The organism is Pseudomonas sp. A-1, from assembly GCF_004801855.1.
Classification (GTDB): Bacteria; Pseudomonadota; Gammaproteobacteria; order Pseudomonadales; family Pseudomonadaceae; genus Geopseudomonas.
In genome coordinates this window covers 1-19,000 of record NZ_SSTC01000075.1, presented here as the reverse complement: position 1 = coordinate 19,000, position 19,000 = coordinate 1, and the positions used below count along the sequence as shown (strand labels likewise).

The window sequence follows — 19,000 nt, the reverse complement described above, 5'->3', positions numbered from 1 at the left end:
CGGCTGTCCGCCGCCCTGCCCAAGGGGCCGGCGCTGCCGCCGCCGCCCGCGCCCGCGGCGCCCGCGGCCAAGCGCCAGCACATCGAGTTCCCCTCGCAGCAGACCCACCTGATGCTCGCCCAGCTCGGCATCGACCGCCGCAACCCGGACCACGCCGCGCTCTACGTCGGCAACCAGATCCTCGGCGGCGGCGGCTTCGGCACCCGGCTGATGGAGGAGGTGCGCGAGAAGCGCGGCCTGACCTACGGCATCTACTCCGGCTTCACCCCGATGCAGGTGGCCGGGCCGTTCATGATCAACGTGCAGACCCGTGCCGAACTGAGCGAGGCCACCCTCGAGCTGGTGCGCTCGCTGGTGCGCGACTTCGTCGCCCAGGGGCCGACCGAGGAGGAACTCAAGCAGGCCAAGCGCGAGCTGGCCGGCAGCTTCCCGCTGTCCACGGCCAGCAACGCCGACATCGTCGGCCAACTGGCCGCCATCGGCTTCTACGACCTGCCGAGCACCCAGCTGGAAGACTTCATGAACCAGGTGCAGCAGCTCAGCGTGGAGCAGGTGCGCGCGGCCATGGCCCGCCACCTCGATGCCGATGCCTTTGTGGTGGTCTCCAGCGGCCCCACCGTCGCGCAGCAGCCGCTGCCGCCTCCCGTCGAACGTCCCGCCGCGCAGAATGCCGGCGTACCGGAGCACTGATGGCCCGTCCCAGCACCAAGCCCGCCCGCAAGCCCTCCGCCAGCCAGCCCCAGGGGCAGGGCCAGCTGCGCATCATCGGCGGCGAGTGGCGCTCGCGGCGCCTGAGCTTCCCCGACGCTCCCGGCCTGCGGCCGACGCCGGATCGCGTGCGCGAGACCCTGTTCAACTGGCTGGCGCCCTACGTGGAAGGCGCCCGCGTGCTCGACCCCTTCGCCGGCAGCGGCGCCCTGCTGCTGGAGGCCCTGTCGCGCGGCGCCAGCCGCGGCCTGGCGCTGGAGCTCAACCCGGCCGCCGCCAGCGCCCTGCGCGGCAACCTCGAGCTGCTGCGCGCCGGCAACGCCGAGGTGCGCCAGGCCGATGCCCTGCAGCACCTGCAGGGCGCGAGCACCGAGCCCTTCGATCTGGTGTTCCTCGATCCGCCATTCCACAGGGACCTGCTCGCCCCCGCCTGCGCCCAGCTGGAGGGCCGCGGCTGGCTGGCGGCCGACGCCTGGATCTACACGGAAAGCGAGAGCGCGCCCTCGACCCTCGGCCTGCCGGGCAACTGGCGCCTGCACCGCGAGAAGCACACCGGCCAGGTGCACTACGCCCTGTGGCAGCGCCAGCCAGCGACGTCGGACTGACTCCCGCGGCGAAAAACCGTCGATTTCGTCACACAGCAAACTGTCGACCCCATCACACTGCTGCAAAACCGACAAGCCGAACGGTATCCTAGGCACCGTCGTCCGCCCGCCTCCCTGCCCTCCCGCGGCGGACAAGGAGCCCCATGCCCGCCCCCCGCGATGCCACGTCCGGCCGCTGCCAACGCCGCTGCCAGCTGCTGCTGTGCGGCCTGCTGACCCTGACCGGCCTGGCCCTGACCGCGCTGCTCACCCGCCAGCTGTGGCACGACAGTCAGGCCCTGCACCGCCAGCAGTTCGAGCACCAGGCCGAGGAGCACTTCAACCGCCTGGAGGAACGCCTGCAGGTGCGCCAGCGCGACCTCGACAGCGTGCGCCGCTTCTTCGAAAGCTCGGGCGAAGTGACCCGCAGCGAGTTCGAGCAGTTCGTCCGTCCGCTGCTGGACGACCATCTGGTGCTGTCCTGGGCGCCGCTGCTGCCGATCGACGCCGAGCGGCGCGAGGAGCAGCTGGAAGCCTTCGCCCGCCGCGCCGAAACCCAGGTCGGCAGCCGCTTCCAGCTGCGCGAGGCCGATGCCGCCGGCCAGCTGCATCCGCTGCAGCCCCGCGAGCGCTACCTCCCGCTGCTGTTCAGCCTGTCGCGCAGCGTCAGCGATCTGCCGCTGGGCCAGGACATGGCCTCGCCCGGCCCCCGCGGCGAAGCCCTGGAGCAGGCCCTGCGCGACGACCGCATCAGCCGCAGCGCCATCCTGCGCTTCACCAGCGGCGCCGAAAGCGACCGCCTCGGCCTGCTGCTGGTCGCCCCGGTACGCGACGCCGCCATCCTCCAGCACGCCGGACGGAACGAAGCGCCGCTGCGCGGCGCACTGTTCAGCTCGATCAGCCTGCACCAGCTGCTGGAGCAAGGGCAGACCGTACAGACCCTGAGCAACCTGGCCCTGGAGCTGCACGACCTCGGCCAGTCCGGCAGCGCACCGCTGTACCGCTTGGGCACCCCGGCGCCCGACAGCGCGCTGCAGGCCAGCCGCGACCTGCGCGCCGCGCGCCACCACTACCGCCTGCTGCTCCGTCCCACCGCCAGCTTCCTGGCCCAGCACCCGCTCCTGCCCGTCTGGAGCGTCGCCATGCCGGGCGTGGCGCTCAGCCTGCTGCTCGGCACCCTGCTGTTCGTCCTGCTCAGCCAGCGCCAGCGCGCCCTGGCGCTGGTCGAGCGGCGCACCACCGAGCTGCAGGAAAGCCGCGAGGCGCTGCGCATCAGCGAGGAACGCTGGACCCTGGCCCTCGACGGCATCGGCGACGGGGTGTGGGACTGGGACCTGATCCGCGACCGCATCTACTTCTCGCCGATGTGGAAGTCCCTGCTCGGCCACGCCGAGGACGAGATCGGCGACACGCCCGAGGAATGGCGCGGCCGCCTGCACCCGGAAGACGCCGCGCGCTGCCAGCAGACCCTGCACGAGCACCTGGCCGGGCGCACGCCGATGTACCGCTGCGAGAAGCGCCTGCGCTGCAAGGACGGCAGCTGGCTGTGGCTGCTGGCGCGCGGCAAGGTGGTCGAGCGCCTGCCCGACGGCCAGCCTGCACGGATCATCGGCACCCACGTCGACATCTCGGTACGCAAGGCGCTGGAGCTGGAGCTGCGCCAGAGCCACGCGCGCCTGCAGGGGCTGCTCGAGGCCGCCACCCAGGTGGCGATCATCGGCGTCACCGCCGACGGCCGCATCCGCACCTTCAACGCCGGCGCCGAGCGCCTGCTGGGCCACGAGCGCGGCAGCCTGCACGGCCAGCTCCTCGACCCGCTGCTCGACGCCCCGCGACTGGCCGCCGCCGCCGGCCTGGCGGAGGTACCCGACAGCGCCCCGGCGCTGCTCGCCGCCCTGCTCGCACCCCGCCAGCACCGCGAGCTGGACACCGTGCTGCTGCACCGCAACCGCGAGCCGCTGCACGTCACCCTGATGCTGTCGGCCATCCTAGAGGCCGACGGCCAGCTCGGCGGCTACCTGCTGATCGCCCTCGACATCGGCGAGCGCCTGCGCACCCGCCAGGCCCTGGAGGAGCGCAGCCGCCTGCTGGAGAAGCTCGGCGCGCAGATTCCCGGCACCATCTACCAGTACCGTCTGTACCCCGACGGGCGCGGCTGCTTCCCCTACGCCAGCGCCGGCATCCGCGAGGTCTACGAGGTCACGCCGGAGGAGGTACGCAGCGAGGCCGGCCCGGCGATCCAGCGCATCCACCCCGAGGACCGCGAGCGGGTCATCGACTCGATCCGCCAGTCGGCACTGACCCTGACCCGCTGGCAGCAGGACTACCGCGTGCAGCTGCCGCAGCGCGGCCAGCGCTGGCTGCGCGGCGAGGCGATGCCGGAGCCGCTGGCCGACGGTTCGGTGCTCTGGCACGGTTTCATCACCGACATCAGCAGCCTCAAGCAGGTGGAGGAAGAGCTGCGCACCCTGACCATCACCGACCCGCTGACCGGCATCCACAACCGTCGCTACTTCCTCGACCAGCTCGCCAGCGAGCTGGAACGGCGCAGCCGCACCCGGCGCCCGCTCAGCCTGATCATGCTGGACATCGACCACTTCAAGCGGATCAACGACGGCTTCGGCCACGACGCCGGCGATCGCGTGCTCCAGGAACTGTGCCGGCGCATCGGCGCGCGCCTGCGGCGCATCGACAGCCTCTGCCGCCTGGGCGGCGAGGAGTTCATCGTCATCTGCCCGGAGACCGACGCCGACCAGGCGAGCCACCTGGCCGAGAGCCTGCGCCGGCTGCTGCAGGACAGCCCCTTCGCCGAAGTCGGCCGGGTCACCGCCAGTTTCGGGGTCAGCAGCGCGCGCCCCGGCGACAGCCGCGAGAGCCTGCTGCAGCGCGCCGACCAGGCGCTGTACGCGGCCAAGAACGGCGGTCGCAACCGGGTGTGCAGCGAGGCCGAGGCGGTCCCCGCCTGAGCCGGCTTCAGGTTCGGCTTGGCCGCCCGGTGGGCGCTGCGCTACCATCCGGGCCTCCGACGCTCCCTGCCAACAGGACAACAGGATGAACCGAGCGCTTTACCCGGGCACTTTCGACCCCATCACCAAAGGTCACAGCGACCTGCTCGAGCGCGCCGCGCGGCTGTTCGACGAGGTGATCATCGCCGTGGCGGCCAGCCCGAAGAAGAACCCGCTGTTCAGCCTGGACAAGCGCGTCGAGCTGGCCGAGGCAGTCAGCGCCCATCTACCCAACGTGCGGGTGATCGGCTTCTCCAACCTGCTCGCCCAGTTCGCCCAGCAGCAGCAGGCCAACATCCTGATCCGCGGCCTGCGCGCGGTGTCGGACTTCGAGTACGAGTTCCAGCTGGCCAACATGAACCGCCAGCTGGCGCCGCAGGTGGAGAGCCTGTTCCTCACCCCCTCGGAACAGTACTCCTACATCTCCTCGACCCTGGTGCGGGAAATCGCCGCGCTCGGCGGCGACATCGGCAAGTTCGTCCACCCGGTGGTCGCCCAGGCCCTGCGCGAGCGCTTCGCCGGCTGACGCGGCGGGTGCGGCGCGCCGGCGCTTGCGGCACAATAAAGATCGTTGACTGTACCTGCTCCTGGAGTTGCCCCATGTCCCTTATGATCACCGACGACTGCATCAACTGCGACGTCTGCGAACCGGAGTGCCCGAACGGCGCCATTTCCCAAGGGGAGGAGATCTACGAGATCGACCCCAACCTGTGCACCGAATGCGTCGGCCACTACGACGAACCGCAGTGCCAGCAGGTCTGCCCGGTGGACTGCATCCCGCTCGACCCCAACCACGCGGAAACCCGCGACGAGCTGATGCAGAAGTACCTGATCATCAGCGGCAAGGCCTGATCCACCGCCCCCGCTGTCGACCGACGCCGGCCCCTGTGGGCCGGCGTTTTCATTTGCTCTCCAGCTGGATCAGCGGCTCGTCGCTCTCGCTGCGGAACGGCAGCTGCGGCATCACCTCGCGGCCGTCGCCGAGGCCGAGCAGCAGCACGTTGCGCAGGCTCTGGCCGATGCGGCTGGCGTAGCCCAGGTCGTTCATCAGCGAACTGGCACGCAGGCCGTCCAGGCGCTGCTCGCGCACCGCGGCGAACAGCCGCTCGCGGAAGGCTGTGTCGAAGCTCGCCGCCTGGCTGTCGAACAGATCCAGGCGCGAGCGCAGGGCCTCGGCCGGCAGGTCCAGCAGGCTGATCGCGCGCATTTCGCGCAGCACCCAGAGCAGGTGGCGGCGCAGGTCGGCGTAGGCCGCGCTGACCGCCGGCTCGCCGTTGACCAGCAGGCGGCTGAGGTTCTTCTGCAGGTGCTTGGCGTCCTTCACCGCATCCACCAGCTGCAGCGCCACCAGCTGGCTGGCGATCCAGGCGCGGTTGTGCGCTTCGTCCAGGCTGGCCTCCAGGCGGCCCATGTAGCTCAGCAGGTCGGCATACACGCCCTTGATGTGGCGCTGGTACAGCTGCTCGGCATCCAGCGCATGCCCGGCCATCTGCGCCGAACTACGCAACACCGTGTCGTCGATCTGCCTGCTGTTCAACTGGTCGACCGGCAGGTACAGGGCGTGGCAGATCACCTCCAGACTCAGGCGCGCCAGGTGCTGCAGCTCGCGGGCCACCGCCTGCACCGCGGCCCCCGCCGAGCCCAGGGCGTTCTCGTCCAGATAGCGGGCGCGGGTCTGCGGCAGCGCCTGCGGGGCCTGGCCGTTGCCCACCTCGGCGATCAGCACGTGCGGCTCGGCCGGCTCGGGCAGCAGGCGCTCCAGCCAGAGCGCCAGGCGGCCATGCCAGGGTATGAACAGCAGCAGGCCCAGGCCGTTGAACAGGCTGTGGAACAGCGCCAGCTCGAGCAGGGCATTGCCGGCGAAGCCCAGGCGCTCCGCCAGCAGCAGTACCAGCGCCGTCAGCGGCTGCAGGAACAGCAGGGCGAGCAGCGCGAGCGACCAGTTGAAGATCACGTTGGCCAGCGCCAGCCGCTGGCCGGCGCGGGCGCCGCCCAGCGAACCGATGACTGCGGTCAGCACGCCGCCGACATTGGTGCCGATGGCCAGGGCGAAGCCCTGGCTGGAGTCGATCTGCCCCGAGGCCAGCGCGGTCAGCACCAGCATCAGGCTGGCGTGGCTGGACTGCACCACCGAGGTGACCAGCGCGCCAATGCCGGTGAACAGCAGGATGCCGAGCACACCCTCCACCTTGAAGCGGGCCGGATCGAACATGGCGGTGGCATCGCTGAAGCCGCCCTTCATCAGGTCGATGCCGAGGAACAGGAAGCACACGCCCAGCAGCACCCGCCCGGCACCCCTGGATCTCGGCCCGTTGAAACCGAGCAGGATGCCGAACACCGCCAGCGGCAGGGCCAGGCTGCCGAGGCTGGCGCTCTGTCCGATCATCGCCAGCAGCCAGATGCCGCTGGTAGTGCCCAGGTTGGCGCCGAAGACGATGCACAGGCCGGCCGCCAGGCCGATCAGCCCGGTGCCGAGGAAGGCGATGGCCAGCAGCGACACCAGGGTGCTCGACTGCACCATGACGGTGGCGAAGATGCCGAAGCCGAGGCTTTTCCAGGCGCGGTCGGTGGCCTTGCCGAGGATGCGCTCCAGCTCGCTGCCGGCCAGCTGGCGCAGCCCTTCCTCCAGGCACTGCATGCCGAACAGGAACAGCGCCAGGCCGCCGGCCAGGCGAGTCCACCCCGGGCTGAACCAGAACGACACGGCCAGCGCCGCCACCAGCAGCCACAGCGCGGCTGCGTTGAGCTTGTTGTTCTTGTTGATGGACAAGGCTTCTCCCGGGAATCGGCTTGCCGAAGGCGGCATGCTCGGCGAACGGGGGGCGGCAGGCGCCCCGAGACCGGCCAATGGCGGCCGTCGGGCATTCTGCCCGAAATGCGCGGGGAAAGGGGGCGGGGGGGAGAGCGAACGGGCGCCCGGCAGGCGCCCGCGACCAGCTTAGCGGGCGTACTGCTCGTCCGCGGCCCAGGAGCTGGTGCAGCCCAGGCAGCGCACGAAGGCCTCGCGGCCCGGCTCGATCACCAGCGCCTGGCCGGCTTCCTCGACGTTGCCGCCCAGCGCCGAGAACGGCAGGGTCACCACGAAGACTCCCGCACCGATCACCGTGCCGGCGATCAGCAGCGGACGGGCGATCAGCAGGTCGCCGACCATGGAGAAGGCCTTGGGCGCCTCCACGGTGTAGTGCGGGTCGCCGCTGACATTGTCCTGGGTAGCCGACGCGGACAGCGGGAGGGCGGCCAGTCCGGTGGTCAGGATCAGGCCTAGGGCGGTGGAACGGAACAGTTTCATGCGCAGGGTCCTTTTGCCGCGTTGCACGTGGGGATAACTATACCAGCCAATCGTCCGGCGCCAGCGTGAACGCCGTCAATCGCCCGTACCAGGACCGCAAGCGGCGCTCAGCTCTGGCAGCGCGGACAGTACACGCTGGCACGCTGGCCGAGCTTGACCTCGCGCAGGGTGGCGCCGCAGACCTTGCAGAATTCGCCGCCGCGGCCATAGGCCAGCAGCGTCTGCTGGAAGTAGCCGGGCTTGCCGTCGCCGCCGACGAAATCGCGCAGGGTGGTGCCGCCGCAGTCGATGGCCTGGGCGAGGATGCGCTTGATATCTTCCGCCAGCTTCAGGTAGCGCGCCCGCGAGATCGAGCCGGCCGCGCGGCGCGGGTCGATGCCGGCGGCGAACAGCGCCTCGGTCGCGTAGATGTTGCCGACGCCGACCACCACCGCGTTGTCCATGATGAACGGCTTGACCGCCACCTGCTTGCCGCGCGACAGCTGGTACAGGCGCTCGCCGTCGAACTCGTCGCCCAGCGGCTCCGGGCCGAGCTTGCGCAGCAGCTCGTGATTGAGCGGGTCGAGGCTCCACAGCAGCGCGCCGAAGCGCCGCGGGTCGGTGTAGCGCAGCGCCAGGCCCGAATCCAGTTCGATGTCGACGTGCTCGTGCTTTTCCGCCGGCAGGCCGGCCTCGATCAGGCGCAGGCTGCCGGACATGCCCAAGTGACCGATCAGGGTGCCGCACTCGGCCTCGATCAGCAGGTACTTGGCGCGCCGGCCGACCCGCTCGATGCGCTGGCCGGACAGGCGCACGTCGAGATCCTCGGGGATCGGCCAGCGCAGGCGGCGCTCGCGGACGATCACGCGGGTCACGCGGTGGCCCTCCAGATGCGGGGCGATACCGCGGCGGGTGGTTTCGACTTCGGGCAGTTCGGGCATGGCGGCTGACACGGGCAAAACAGGGGGCGCCAACATAGCAGGATTGCCGGCCCCGCTCACCCTCGCGCGCCCGCCGGCAGGCGCCTGAAGCCCTGCCTTCCGCTATACTCCGCGCTTTTTGCGAGAGTGCCCCATGTCCCTGCCCAGCCTGCGACTGAAAGCCAACGCCGAGCGCCGCCTGCGCGCCGGCCACCTGTGGGTCTACAGCAACGAGGTGGACGTGGCGGCCACCCCGCTCAGCCTGTTCCAGCCGGGCGACCAGGCCATCCTCGAGATGGCGGGCGGCAAGCCGCTGGGCATAGTCGCGATCAGCCCGCAGAACCTGATCTGCGCCCGGCTGATCTCCCGCGACACCAAGCACGTGCTGGACAAGTCGCTGCTGGTGCACCGCATCAACGTCGCCCTGTCCCTGCGCGAGCGCCTGTTCGACGCCCCCTGCTACCGCCTGGTGTACGGCGACTCCGACCTGCTGCCGGGCCTGGTGGTCGACCGCTTCGGCGACCACCTGGTGGTACAGCTGGCCTCGGCGACCATGGAGCGCCACAAGGACGCCGTGGTCGAGGCGCTGGTGCAGGTGCTCAAGCCGGCCGGCATCCTGTTCAAGAACGACTCCAGCGCCCGCGACGCCGAGGGCCTGCAACGCTACGTGGAAACCGCCTTCGGCGTGATGCCGGAGTGGGTGGCCCTGGAGGAGAACGGCGTGAAGTTCGAGGCGCCGGTGCAGGGCGGCCAGAAGACCGGCTGGTTCTACGATCACCGCCTCAACCGCGCGCGCCTGGCGCCCTACGTCAAGGGCAAGCGCGTGCTCGACCTGTTCAGCTACGTCGGCGGCTGGGGCGTGCAGGCCGCGGTGTTCGGCGCCTCCGAGGTGATGTGCGTGGACGGCTCGGCGCTGGCGCTGGACGGCGTCGAGCGCAACGCCGCGCTCAACGGCGTGGGCGAGAAGATGGCCTGCGTCGAGGGCGACGTGTTCGAGGCGCTCAAGGAGCTGAAGGCCGCCGAGGAGCGCTTCGACGTGATCGTCGCCGACCCGCCCGCCTTCATCAAGCGCAAGAAGGACCTGAAGAACGGCGAGGCCGCCTACCGCCGCCTCAACGAACAGGCCATGCGCCTGCTCAGCAAGGACGGCATCCTGGTCAGCGCCAGCTGCTCGATGCACCTGCCCGAGGACGACCTGCAGAACATCCTGCTGCAGAGCGCCCGCCACCTCGACCGCCACATCCAGCTGCTCGAGCGCGGCGGCCAGGGCCCGGACCATCCGGTGCATCCGGCGATCAACGAGACCCGCTACATCAAGAGCCTGACCTGCCGCATCCTGCCCAACTGAGGCAGTGCTCCCGACACGTGGTGCGCCTGGCGCACCACGCCTGTCCCTCCCGCTGCACCCGCCCGCCAATCGCTGGTATTCTGGAAAGCTCAGTATCCGCCTGCATTCCGGGAACCCGCCATGCCTGACTATCGCTCGAAAACCTCCACCTTCGGCCGCAACATGGCCGGCGCCCGCGCGCTGTGGCGCGCCACCGGGATGAAGGACGAGGACTTCAAGAAGCCGATCATCGCCGTCGCCAACTCCTTCACCCAGTTCGTGCCCGGCCACGTGCACCTGAAGGATCTGGGCCAGCTGGTCGCCCGCGAGATCGAGAAGGCCGGCGGCGTGGCCAAGGAATTCGACACCATCGCCGTCGACGACGGCATCGCCATGGGCCACGACGGCATGCTCTATTCGCTGCCGAGCCGCGAGATCATCGCCGACTCCGTCGAGTACATGGTCAACGCCCACTGCGCCGACGCCCTGGTGTGCATCTCCAACTGCGACAAGATCACCCCCGGCATGCTGATGGCCGCCCTGCGCCTGAACATCCCGGTGGTGTTCGTCTCCGGCGGCCCGATGGAGGCCGGCAAGACCAAGCTGGCCAGCCACGGCCTCGACCTGGTCGACGCCATGGTCGCCGCCGCCGACGACTCCTGCTCCGACGAGACCGTCGCCGAGTACGAGCGCAGCGCCTGCCCGACCTGCGGCAGCTGCTCGGGCATGTTCACCGCCAACTCGATGAACTGCCTGACCGAGGCCCTCGGCCTCTCCCTGCCGGGCAACGGCACCACCCTGGCCACCCACGCCGACCGCGAGCAGTTGTTCCTGCGCGCCGGCCGCCTGATCGTCGAGCTGTGCCAGCGCTACTACGGCGAGGGCGACGAGTCGGTGCTGCCGCGCTCGATCGCCAGCTTCAAGGCGTTCGAGAACGCCATGACCCTGGACATCGCCATGGGCGGCTCGACCAACACCATCCTGCACCTCTTGGCCGCCGCCCAGGAGGCCGAGGTCGACTTCAACCTGCGCCACATCGACCAGCTGTCGCGTCGCGTGCCGCAGCTGTGCAAGGTCGCGCCGAACATCCAGAAGTACCACATGGAAGACGTGCACCGCGCCGGCGGCATCATCAGCATCCTCGGTGAGCTGGCCCGCGGCGGCCTGCTGCACACCGACGTGCCGACCGTGCACAGCCCGACCATGGCCGACGCCATCGCCGCCTGGGACATCACCCAGACCGACGACGAGGCCGTGCACACCTTCTTCAAGGCGGGCCCGGCCGGCATCCCCAGCCAGACCGCGTTCAGCCAGAGCACCCGCTGGTCGAGCCTGGACACCGACCGCTTCGAGGGCTGCATCCGCAGCGTGGCGAACGCCTACTCCCAGGAAGGCGGCCTGGCCGTGCTGTACGGCAACATCGCCCTGGACGGCTGCGTGGTGAAGACCGCCGGCGTCGACGAATCCATCCATGTGTTCGAGGGCACCGCGCGCATCTACGAGAGCCAGGACGCCGCGGTGAAGGGCATCCTCGCCGACGAGATCAAGCCGGGCGACATCGTGGTGATCCGCTACGAAGGCCCGAAGGGCGGTCCGGGCATGCAGGAAATGCTCTACCCGACCTCGTACCTGAAGTCCAAGGGCCTGGGCAAGCAGTGCGCCCTGCTCACCGACGGCCGCTTCTCCGGCGGCACCTCGGGCCTGTCGATCGGCCACGTCTCGCCGGAAGCCGCTTCCGGTGGCGCCATCGGCCTGGTCGAGGAAGGCGACAAGATCCTCATCGACATCCCCAACCGCAGCATCAGCCTGCTGGTCGGCGACGACGAGCTCAAGGCCCGCCGCCTGCACCAGGACCACAAGGGCTGGAAGCCGGCCGCACCGCGCGCGCGCAAGGTCAGCACCGCACTGAAGGCCTACGCCCTGCTCGCCACCAGCGCCGACAAGGGCGCGGTGCGCAACAAGGCGCTGCTCGAGGACTGATCCCTTCCGCTGCCCGAACGACAGACGCCCCGCAATTGCGGGGCGTCTGCTTTTCCGCCAGCGGAAAACTCGCGGCGCGATTTTCCACCACTCCCGGCGCGCCCACGCCATGAAAAGACCTGCGCTCGTCGCTACTCTACAACCTGCCAGCGCCGTCCGTCCGACGGATTGGCCTTTGCCCGGTTTCGACCTTCACTAGTGAGCGGGGGACCATCCATCACGTGAGGGTACCGACATGCTCATCCGCACCCTGGCCCTGCTGCTGGCGCTCTGCGCACCGCTGGCCTGGAATCAAGCCACGGCGGCTCCTGCTGCCGCCCAGGCCGAACAGCCGAACGCCGCCCTGACCACCCGCCTGGCTCTGCGCGACCTGTGGGTCGAGCACATCTTCTGGGTAAGGAACTACGCGCTGGCCAACCAGAATGGCAAGCCCGCCCAAGCCGAGACCGCCACCAAGGAAGTGGTGGCCAACGCCACGGCAATCGCCAACAGCCTGCAACCGCTATACGGCCAACCGGCCGCTGAGCAGATGCTCAAGCTGCTGGCCGGCCACTGGGGGGCGATCAAGGAGTACAGCGACGCCAGCGTGGCCAAGGATGCGGCCAAGCAGAAGGCGGCCACGGATACCCTGGTCAGCAACGCCAAGGCCATCGCCGCCTTCCTGGCCAAGGCCAACCCCTATCTGCCGGAGGACACCCTGGTGACGCTGCTCAGCGCCCATGGCGGGCACCACATCGCGCAGATCGACCAGTTCGCCAAGATGGACTACGCCGGCGAAGCGAAGACCTGGCACGCCATGCGCGAACACATCCTCGGCATCGCCGACGCGCTGGCCGGTGCGTTGGTCAAGCAGTTCCCCGACAAGTTCTGAGTCTCGCGTCGTGCACGGGGCGCCGCTGGCGCCCCGTGTGCAATCGGCCGTGCACCTTCGCGCCGGCAGCGCCGGCCAGGACGCGGCGCAGGCGTGCCCGCTCAGGGCGCCAGGTACGACGAGCGGGTCAGCCCCAGGCGCAGGGCGTCGAGGAAGCGTGCGCGCTCGGCGGCGGACAGGCTGGCCACGGCGACCTTCTCGCGGTACAGCGACATCAGCTCGGCCGGCTCCAGGTGCACGTAGCGCAGCAGGTCCTCGATGGTGTCGTGGGTCTCGATGCCGGCGTGGAACACGCTGCCGTCCGGGCGCTGGTAGACGTTCACCGAGTCGGTGTCGCCGAACAGGTTGTGCATGTCGCCGAGGATCTCCTGGTAGGCGCCGACCAGGAACACGCCGAGCAGGTAGTCCTCGCCCTCGCGCAGCGCATGCACCGGCAGGCTGGTCTCGATGCTCTGCTCGTCGACGTACTGGCGGATCTTGCCGTCGGAGTCGCAGGTCAGGTCCTGCAGCACGGCACGACGGGTCGGCTGCTCGTCGAGGCGCTGCAGCGGCGCGATCGGCAGGATCTGCTCGATGGCCCAGGTGTCGGGCAGGCTCTGGAACACCGAGAAGTTGCAGATGTACTTGTCGGCCAGCTTGTCGTTGAGCTCGTCGATCAGCTGGCGGTGCGAGCGCTGGCGCGCCTGCAGCTGGTCGTACAGGCGCCGGCAGATGGCGAAGTAGCACTGCTCGGCCAGCGCCTTGTCGCGCAGGCCGAGCTTGCCGGCCGAGTACTGCCCGGCCACCTCGCCGATCAGGTGGGTGGCGCGCCAGTAGCTCTCGGCGACCATCTCCGGGTCGCTGTCGTCGAGCAGGTCGAACAGCGCCTGCAGGGTCTCCGGGCGCTCGGCCGCCGGATCGAACTGCGGCGCGCTGTCGTCGTGGCGCTCGACGTCGGTGACCTGCACCACCAGCACCGCGTGGTGGGCGGTCATCGCCCGGCCGCTTTCGGAGAAGATGTGCGGATGCGGCAGCTCCTGGCGGTCGCAGAACTCGCGGAGCATGTCGACCACGGTGGCGGCGTAGTCGGCCATGTCGTAGTTGATCGAGCTGGCGTTGCGCGAGTGGGTGCCGTCGTAGTCGACGCCCAGGCCGCCGCCGACGTCGACGTGGTCGACCGGCAGGCCGAGGCCGCGCAGCTCGCCGTAGTAGCGGATCGCCTCGCGGAAGCCCTTGCGGTAGTCGGCCAGGTTGGCGATCTGCGAGCCCATGTGGAAGTGCAGCAGACGGATGCCCTGGTCGAGCCCCGCCGCGCGCAGGCGCTCGACCACCCGCAGGATCTGCGCGGCGGACAGGCCGAACTTGGACTTCTCGCCGCCGGTGTCGGCCCACTTGCTCGAGGCCAGCGAGGACAGCCGCACGCGCAGGCCGATCTGCGGCTGCACGCCGAGGGCGGCGGCCTCCTCGATCAGCAGCGCCACCTCGGACTCCTTCTCGATCACCACGAACAGGTTGTGGCCGAGCTTCTGGCCGATCAGCGCCAGGTGGATGAACTCGCGGTCCTTGTAGCCGTTGCAGACGATGGTGCCGCCCCTGGGCGCCAGCGCCAGCACCGCCATCAGCTCCGGCTTGGAGCCGGCCTCCAGGCCGATGGCGACGTCGTCGGTGGCGATGATGTTCTCCACCACCGCCTCCTGCTGGTTGACCTTGATCGGGTACAGCGCGGTGTAGCAGTTCTGATAGCCCTGGCGGGCGATGCTGGCGTCGAAGGCGCCGGTGAGCTGGCGCACGCGGTCCTGGAGGATGCCGGGGAAGCGCACCAGCAGCGGCAGCGACAGGCCGGAGGCGCGCAGCTGGCCGACCAGCGCGTGCAGGTCGATGGGCGCACCGTCGGGGCCCTGCGGGCGCACCTCGACGGTGCCGGCGTCGCTGATCGCGTAGTAGCCGGCGCCCCAGTGGCGGATGCCGTAGACGCGGCGGCTGTCGGCGACGCTCCAGGGGCTCTCGTTGTCCTTGCGGGGGGCTCGGGCCATGCGCGGTTCTCCCTGTGCTGGCGACCGGCACACCGGCCGCGCTGGAAAGATGGCGCCCGCCGAGCGGGCGCGGGGCGGCGCTCAGCCGCCAGATTTCTTCGCCTTGAAGCCGCGCTTCTCCAGCTCGGCGATCAACAGCTCGACGTGCTCGCCCTGGATCTCGATCACCCCGTCCTTGAGCGCGCCGCCGGTGCCGCAGCGCTTCTTCAGCGCGCTGGCCAGCTCCTTGAGCGGCTCGCCGGCCAGCGGCACGCCGCTGATGGTGGTCACCGTCTTGCCGCCGCGCCCCTTGCTCTCGCGGCGCACCCGGGCGATGCCGTCGCCGGCCGGGACCTGCGGCTGGCCGCAGATGCACCCGGCCACCGGCTGGCCGCAGTCCGGGCAGTGGCGGCCGGCGTCGGTGGAGTAGACCAGGCCGCCGAGGGCGGCGAAGGAGGACATCTTCTTGCTCACGCCGGCCCCCTCAACCCTGCTCGAGCAGCTGGCGCAGGTCGATGATCGCCGCGTTGGCGCGCGAGATGTAGTTGGCCATCACCAGCGAGTGGTTGGCCAGCACGCCGAAGCCGTCGCCGTTGAGCACCATCGGGCTCCACAGCGGCTCCTGGGCCGCCTCCAGCTCGCGGATGATCTGCCGCACGCTGACCGTGGCGTTCTTCTTGGCCAGCACGTCGGCGAAGTCGACCTCGATGGCGCGCAGGAAGTGCGACAGCGCCCAGGCCTGACCGCGCGCCTCGTAGAACACGTTGTCGATCTGCAGCCAGGGAGTCTTGACGATTTCCTCGCTGCCGGCGGGGATGGCGCCGCTGACGTCGGTGTTCAGGCGCATCTGGCCGACGCTGGCGGACAGCCGCTGCGACAACGAGCCGAGGCGGGTCTCGACGTCGGTCAGCCAGTTGCGCAGGTTGTCGGCGCGGGCATAGAACTGCGCCTGGGTCTGCGCCGGATCGGACAGGCGCTTCTGGAAGCGGGTCAGCGAACGGATGGCGTCGCGGTATTCCTGCTCGCTGGCCGGCAGCGCCCAGCTGTTGCTGTCGAAGTGCAGCTTCGGCTCGGCCTTGGCCAGGTCGGCGTCCTCGGTGGACTGCGACTGCGAGCGGGCGAAGTCCTTGCGCAGGGCGCGGGCCAGGTCGCGCACCTGCACCAGCACGCCGTATTCCCAGTTGGGCATGTTGTCCAGCCACAGGCCGGGCGGCGCGACGTCGTTGGACAGGTAGCCACCCGGCTTGTCGAGCAGCACGCCGGTCACGTTCTTCAGGGTCTCCACCGTGGTGAAGCCGGGCACCAGCTGTACCTGGGCCTTCTCCGCCGCGGCCTGCGCCTGCTGCTGCACCGGCAGCAGGTCGGGCTCGAGGCTCCAGTACCAGCCCACCACCAGGGCGCCGAGCAGGTAGACGCCGAGCACGCCGCCGACCGCGCGGCTGGCCCAGATGCCGCCGAAGTAGCTGCGCGCGCCCTCCACCGAATCGTCGACGCTGTCGCGCATGGCGCCGACCTTGTTCTTCCAGTCCAGCATGGCTTGGTCCTTACTCCCCGAGAAACGATTTGCGCCGGCGACCCGCTCGCGGGGCCGCAGATTGCCTTGCACTATAAAGCATGGCCGCGCCGCACGTCGGCAGAAAAGCACGGCCATCTGCCGCAGTCCCGCCGCAGCCCCTTTCCGCTATCATGCCGGCGTCCCCGAACGAGAGACCGTGATGCCTCGTCTGCTGCTCCTGCTCCTGCTGCTGTTCACCCTGCCCGCCAGCGCCGGCCTGTTCGACGCCCGCCCCGCCCCCGTGCTGGGCGGCGCGCCGCTGAGCGCACCGCTGAACAACAGCAGCGACTTCCTGCCGGTAGCCGAGGCCTTCCGCCTCAGTCTGGTGGAGAGCGATGACCGGCGGGTGAAGCTGCGCTTCGTCAATGCCGAGGGCTACTACCTGTACCGCCACCGCTTCCAGTTCCGCAGCGAGCCGGCCGGCCTGCTCGCCGGCGAGGCACAGCTGCCGGCGGGCCAGGCCAAGCACGACGAGTACTTCGGCGACGTCGAGGTGTACTACGGGGTGACCGACGTCGAGCTGCCGCTGGCCAATCCGTCCGGCCAGCCCTTCACCCTGCGCGTCACCTACCAGGGCTGCGCCGACCAGGGCCTGTGCTACCCGCCGGAAACTGCGACCCTGCAGATCGGCGGCGCCGCGAACGCCGCCAGCGTGCCGGCGACCACCGCCGCTGCCGGTGTGGCTGCGGCGGGCGCCGCGCCGGCCGTCTGGAACTGGCGCGAGCTGGCGCTGTTCTTCCTCGCCGGCCTCGGCCTGACCTTCACCCCCTGCGTGCTGCCGATGCTGCCGATCCTCTCCGGGGTGGTGCTGCGCGGCCAGGTCGGCGGCATGCGCGGGCTGGTGCTGTCGCTGGCCTACGTGCTGCCGATGGCCGCCTGCTTCGCCGTGCTCGGCGCACTGATGGGGCTGTTCGGCGCCGAGCTCAACCTGCAGGCGCGCCTGCAGTCGCCCTGGGTGCTGGCACCCTTCGCGCTGTTCTTCGCCGCCTTCGCGCTGGCCATGTTCGGCGTCTACGAGCTGCGCCTGCCGGCCTTCGTCCGCGAGCCGCTCGACCGCATGGCCGGCCACGCGCGCGGCGGCTCGATTCTCGGCGCGGCGCTGCTCGGCGTGTTCTCCAGCCTGCTGGTGTCGCCCTGCGTCTCCGCGCCGCTGGCCGGCGCCCTGCTGTACATCAGCGCCAGCGGCGACGCCCTCGGCGGCGGCCTCAAGCTGTTCGCCCTGGGCCTGGGCATGGGCGCGCCGCTGGTGCTGTTCGCCGTGGGCGGCGGCGCCCTGCTGCCGCGCTCAGGGGTATGGATGACCAGCGTGCGCAACGCCTTCGGCGTGCTGCTGCTGGCCGTGGCGATCTGGCTGCTCGAGCGCGTGCTGCCCGGCCAGCTCAGCCTGGCGCTGTGGGGCCTGCTGGCCGGCGGCGTGGCGCTCAATCTCGGCGCCCTGGAAATGGTGCCCAAGACCCACCGCCAGCGCGTCACCCAGCTGTTCGGCCTGCTGCTGCTGGTCTACGCGCTGACCGCCTGGGTCGGCGCGCTGCGCGGTGAGAGCGACCCGCTGCGCCCGCTCGGCCGTCCGGCGCTGGCCGGTCCGTCTGCCGCCCCGGCCGCCCACGCCGGCTGGCAGACCGTCAGCACGCCCGCCGAACTGGACGCCGCCTTCGCCGCGGCGAAAGCCGCCGGCCGGCCGCTGCTGCTCGACTGGTACGCCGACTGGTGCATCAGCTGCAAGGTGATCGAGCGCGAGGTGCTCGAGGCGCCGGCCGTCGCCCCGCAGCTGGCCGCCTGGCAGCTGGTGCGCTTCGACATCACCGAAAGCCGCCCCGAGCAGCGCGCCCTGCTCGACCGCTACCGGCTGTTCGGCCCGCCGGCCATCCTGCTGTTCGCCGCCGACGGCAGCGAGTGGCAGGACCTGCGGGTGGTCGGCGAAATCGACGCCGCCGCCTTCGCCGCCCGTCTGGAACAGGCCGCAGCGCGCTTCTGACCGGCCGATTCCGGCCATCGTCAGCCATCTTGCGGCCATCTACGGCAAAAAACCGCGGCGCTGGACAGTCGCCCGGTTTTTCCGGCATATTCCCGCAACTTTTCTGCCCCCATCGCTGACAGGACTGCACGCATGGCCACCTTCCTGGTGCTGCACGGCCCCAACCTGAACCTGCTGGGCACCCGCGAGCCGGGCGTCTACGGCGCCACCACCCTCGCCGACATCGATGCCGACCTGGAGGCGCGCGCCCGCGCCGCCGGCCACCACCTGCTGCACCTGCAGAGCAACGCCGAGTACGAGCTGATCGAGCGCATCCATGCCGCGCGCGGCGAGGGCATCGACTTCATCATCATCAATCCGGCGGCTTTCACCCATACCAGCGTCGCATTGCGTGACGCATTGCTGGCGGTGAGCATCCCATTCATCGAAGTTCACCTGTCGAACGTGCACAAACGTGAACCCTTCCGCCACCACTCCTACTTCTCGGACGTGGCGGTGGGGGTGATCTGCGGCCTCGGCGCCAGCGGCTACCGCCTGGCCCTCGAAGCCGCCATCGAACAACTGCAACGACCCTGACCACATTTCTGGAGTGCCCCTGATGGACATTCGTAAAGTCAAGAAACTGATCGAGCTGCTGGAAGAGTCCGGTATCGACGAGCTGGAAATCTGCGAAGGCGAAGAGTCCGTGCGCATCAGCCGCCACAGCAACAAGCAGCCGCAGTACGCCGCCCAGCCGGTCTACGCCGCCGCTCCGGCCCCGGCTCCGGTCGCCGCCCCGGCGGCCGCTCCGGCCGCTGCCGCCGCTCCGGCCGCCCC

At 70.2% G+C, this 19,000-nt stretch carries 16 protein-coding genes and 1 pseudogene; 11 read left to right on the top strand and 6 right to left on the bottom strand.

All coding sequences use genetic code 11. From position 1 onward, the window contains the following. The 5 genes from E5198_RS15910 to E5198_RS15890 all read left to right on the top strand — a co-directional run. On the top strand, positions 1-690 hold a 690-nt coding region (locus E5198_RS15910), incomplete at its 5' end, for a pitrilysin family protein (protein WP_136490978.1). Next, positions 690-1,313 (top strand): 16S rRNA (guanine(966)-N(2))-methyltransferase RsmD, encoded by a 624-nt coding sequence (rsmD, locus tag E5198_RS15905; RefSeq protein ID WP_136490977.1) that lies wholly within the window; start codon positions 690-692, stop codon positions 1,311-1,313. The genes E5198_RS15910 and rsmD, both read left to right, overlap by 1 nt. Positions 1,314-1,456: 143 nt before the next feature. Continuing rightward, entirely contained in the window at positions 1,457-4,258 is a 2,802-nt protein-coding gene (locus E5198_RS15900; protein ID WP_136490976.1) for a diguanylate cyclase, read from the top strand. An 85-nt stretch (positions 4,259-4,343) separates the two neighbouring features. Then, entirely contained in the window at positions 4,344-4,823 is a 480-nt protein-coding gene (gene coaD, locus E5198_RS15895; protein WP_136490975.1) for a pantetheine-phosphate adenylyltransferase, read from the top strand. A gap of 74 nt (positions 4,824-4,897) precedes the next feature. Continuing rightward, positions 4,898-5,149: a YfhL family 4Fe-4S dicluster ferredoxin gene (locus tag E5198_RS15890; RefSeq protein WP_136490974.1), complete on the top strand. Its 252-nt coding sequence runs from the start codon at positions 4,898-4,900 to the stop codon at positions 5,147-5,149. 49 nt (positions 5,150-5,198) lie between these two features. On the opposite strand, the gene E5198_RS15885 is transcribed toward E5198_RS15890, so the two are convergent. The 3 genes from E5198_RS15885 to mutM form a co-directional block, all read right to left on the bottom strand. Then, positions 5,199-7,067 carry a Na/Pi cotransporter family protein gene (locus tag E5198_RS15885; RefSeq protein ID WP_256659169.1) on the bottom strand — a complete coding sequence of 623 codons (1,869 nt, stop codon included), beginning with the start codon at positions 7,065-7,067 and terminating at the stop codon, positions 5,199-5,201. 168 nt (positions 7,068-7,235) lie between these two features. Further along, positions 7,236-7,586, bottom strand: coding sequence for a multidrug transporter (locus E5198_RS15880; protein ID WP_136490972.1), 351 nt, complete (start codon positions 7,584-7,586; stop codon positions 7,236-7,238). Positions 7,587-7,693: 107 nt separating this feature from the next. Beyond that, positions 7,694-8,506 carry a bifunctional DNA-formamidopyrimidine glycosylase/DNA-(apurinic or apyrimidinic site) lyase gene (gene mutM / locus E5198_RS15875; protein ID WP_136490971.1) on the bottom strand — a complete coding sequence of 271 codons (813 nt, stop codon included), beginning with the start codon at positions 8,504-8,506 and terminating at the stop codon, positions 7,694-7,696. 133 nt (positions 8,507-8,639) lie between these two features. Between mutM and E5198_RS15870 the strand changes: the two genes are divergently transcribed. From E5198_RS15870 to E5198_RS15860, 3 genes are all read left to right on the top strand, one after another. Further along, on the top strand, positions 8,640-9,833 hold the full coding sequence (locus tag E5198_RS15870) for a class I SAM-dependent rRNA methyltransferase (RefSeq protein WP_136490970.1): 1,194 nt from the start codon (positions 8,640-8,642) through the stop codon (positions 9,831-9,833). A 120-nt stretch (positions 9,834-9,953) separates the two neighbouring features. Further along, positions 9,954-11,792 carry a dihydroxy-acid dehydratase gene (ilvD, locus tag E5198_RS15865; protein ID WP_136490969.1) on the top strand — a complete coding sequence of 613 codons (1,839 nt, stop codon included), beginning with the start codon at positions 9,954-9,956 and terminating at the stop codon, positions 11,790-11,792. Between the two features lie 235 nt (positions 11,793-12,027). After that, on the top strand, positions 12,028-12,663 hold the full coding sequence (locus E5198_RS15860) for a hypothetical protein (RefSeq protein ID WP_136490968.1): 636 nt from the start codon (positions 12,028-12,030) through the stop codon (positions 12,661-12,663). A gap of 101 nt (positions 12,664-12,764) precedes the next feature. Here E5198_RS15860 and speA read toward each other — a convergent pair whose 3' ends face one another. The 3 genes from speA to E5198_RS15845 form a co-directional block, all read right to left on the bottom strand. Beyond that, positions 12,765-14,675 carry an arginine decarboxylase gene (speA, locus tag E5198_RS15855; protein ID WP_136490967.1) on the bottom strand — a complete coding sequence of 637 codons (1,911 nt, stop codon included), beginning with the start codon at positions 14,673-14,675 and terminating at the stop codon, positions 12,765-12,767. An 81-nt stretch (positions 14,676-14,756) separates the two neighbouring features. Then, positions 14,757-15,128, bottom strand: coding sequence for a translation initiation factor Sui1 (locus tag E5198_RS15850; RefSeq protein WP_136490966.1), 372 nt, complete (start codon positions 15,126-15,128; stop codon positions 14,757-14,759). 10 nt (positions 15,129-15,138) lie between these two features. Then, positions 15,139-16,188, bottom strand: a complete 1,050-nt coding sequence (locus tag E5198_RS15845) for a DUF2333 family protein (RefSeq protein WP_136490965.1) — start codon at positions 16,186-16,188, stop codon at positions 15,139-15,141. Positions 16,189-16,369: 181 nt separating this feature from the next. On the opposite strand from E5198_RS15845, the gene E5198_RS15840 reads away from it, so the two are divergent. From E5198_RS15840 to E5198_RS15830, 3 genes and pseudogenes are all read left to right on the top strand, one after another. Then, positions 16,370-18,184, top strand: a complete 1,815-nt coding sequence (locus E5198_RS15840) for a protein-disulfide reductase DsbD (RefSeq protein WP_136490964.1) — start codon at positions 16,370-16,372, stop codon at positions 18,182-18,184. A 132-nt stretch (positions 18,185-18,316) separates the two neighbouring features. Further along, a complete protein-coding gene (gene aroQ / locus E5198_RS15835; RefSeq protein WP_136490963.1) occupies positions 18,317-18,760 on the top strand; it encodes a type II 3-dehydroquinate dehydratase in 444 nt (147 codons plus the stop codon). A 22-nt stretch (positions 18,761-18,782) separates the two neighbouring features. Further along, positions 18,783-19,000: pseudogene (locus tag E5198_RS15830) on the top strand (acetyl-CoA carboxylase biotin carboxyl carrier protein); the annotation flags it as partial.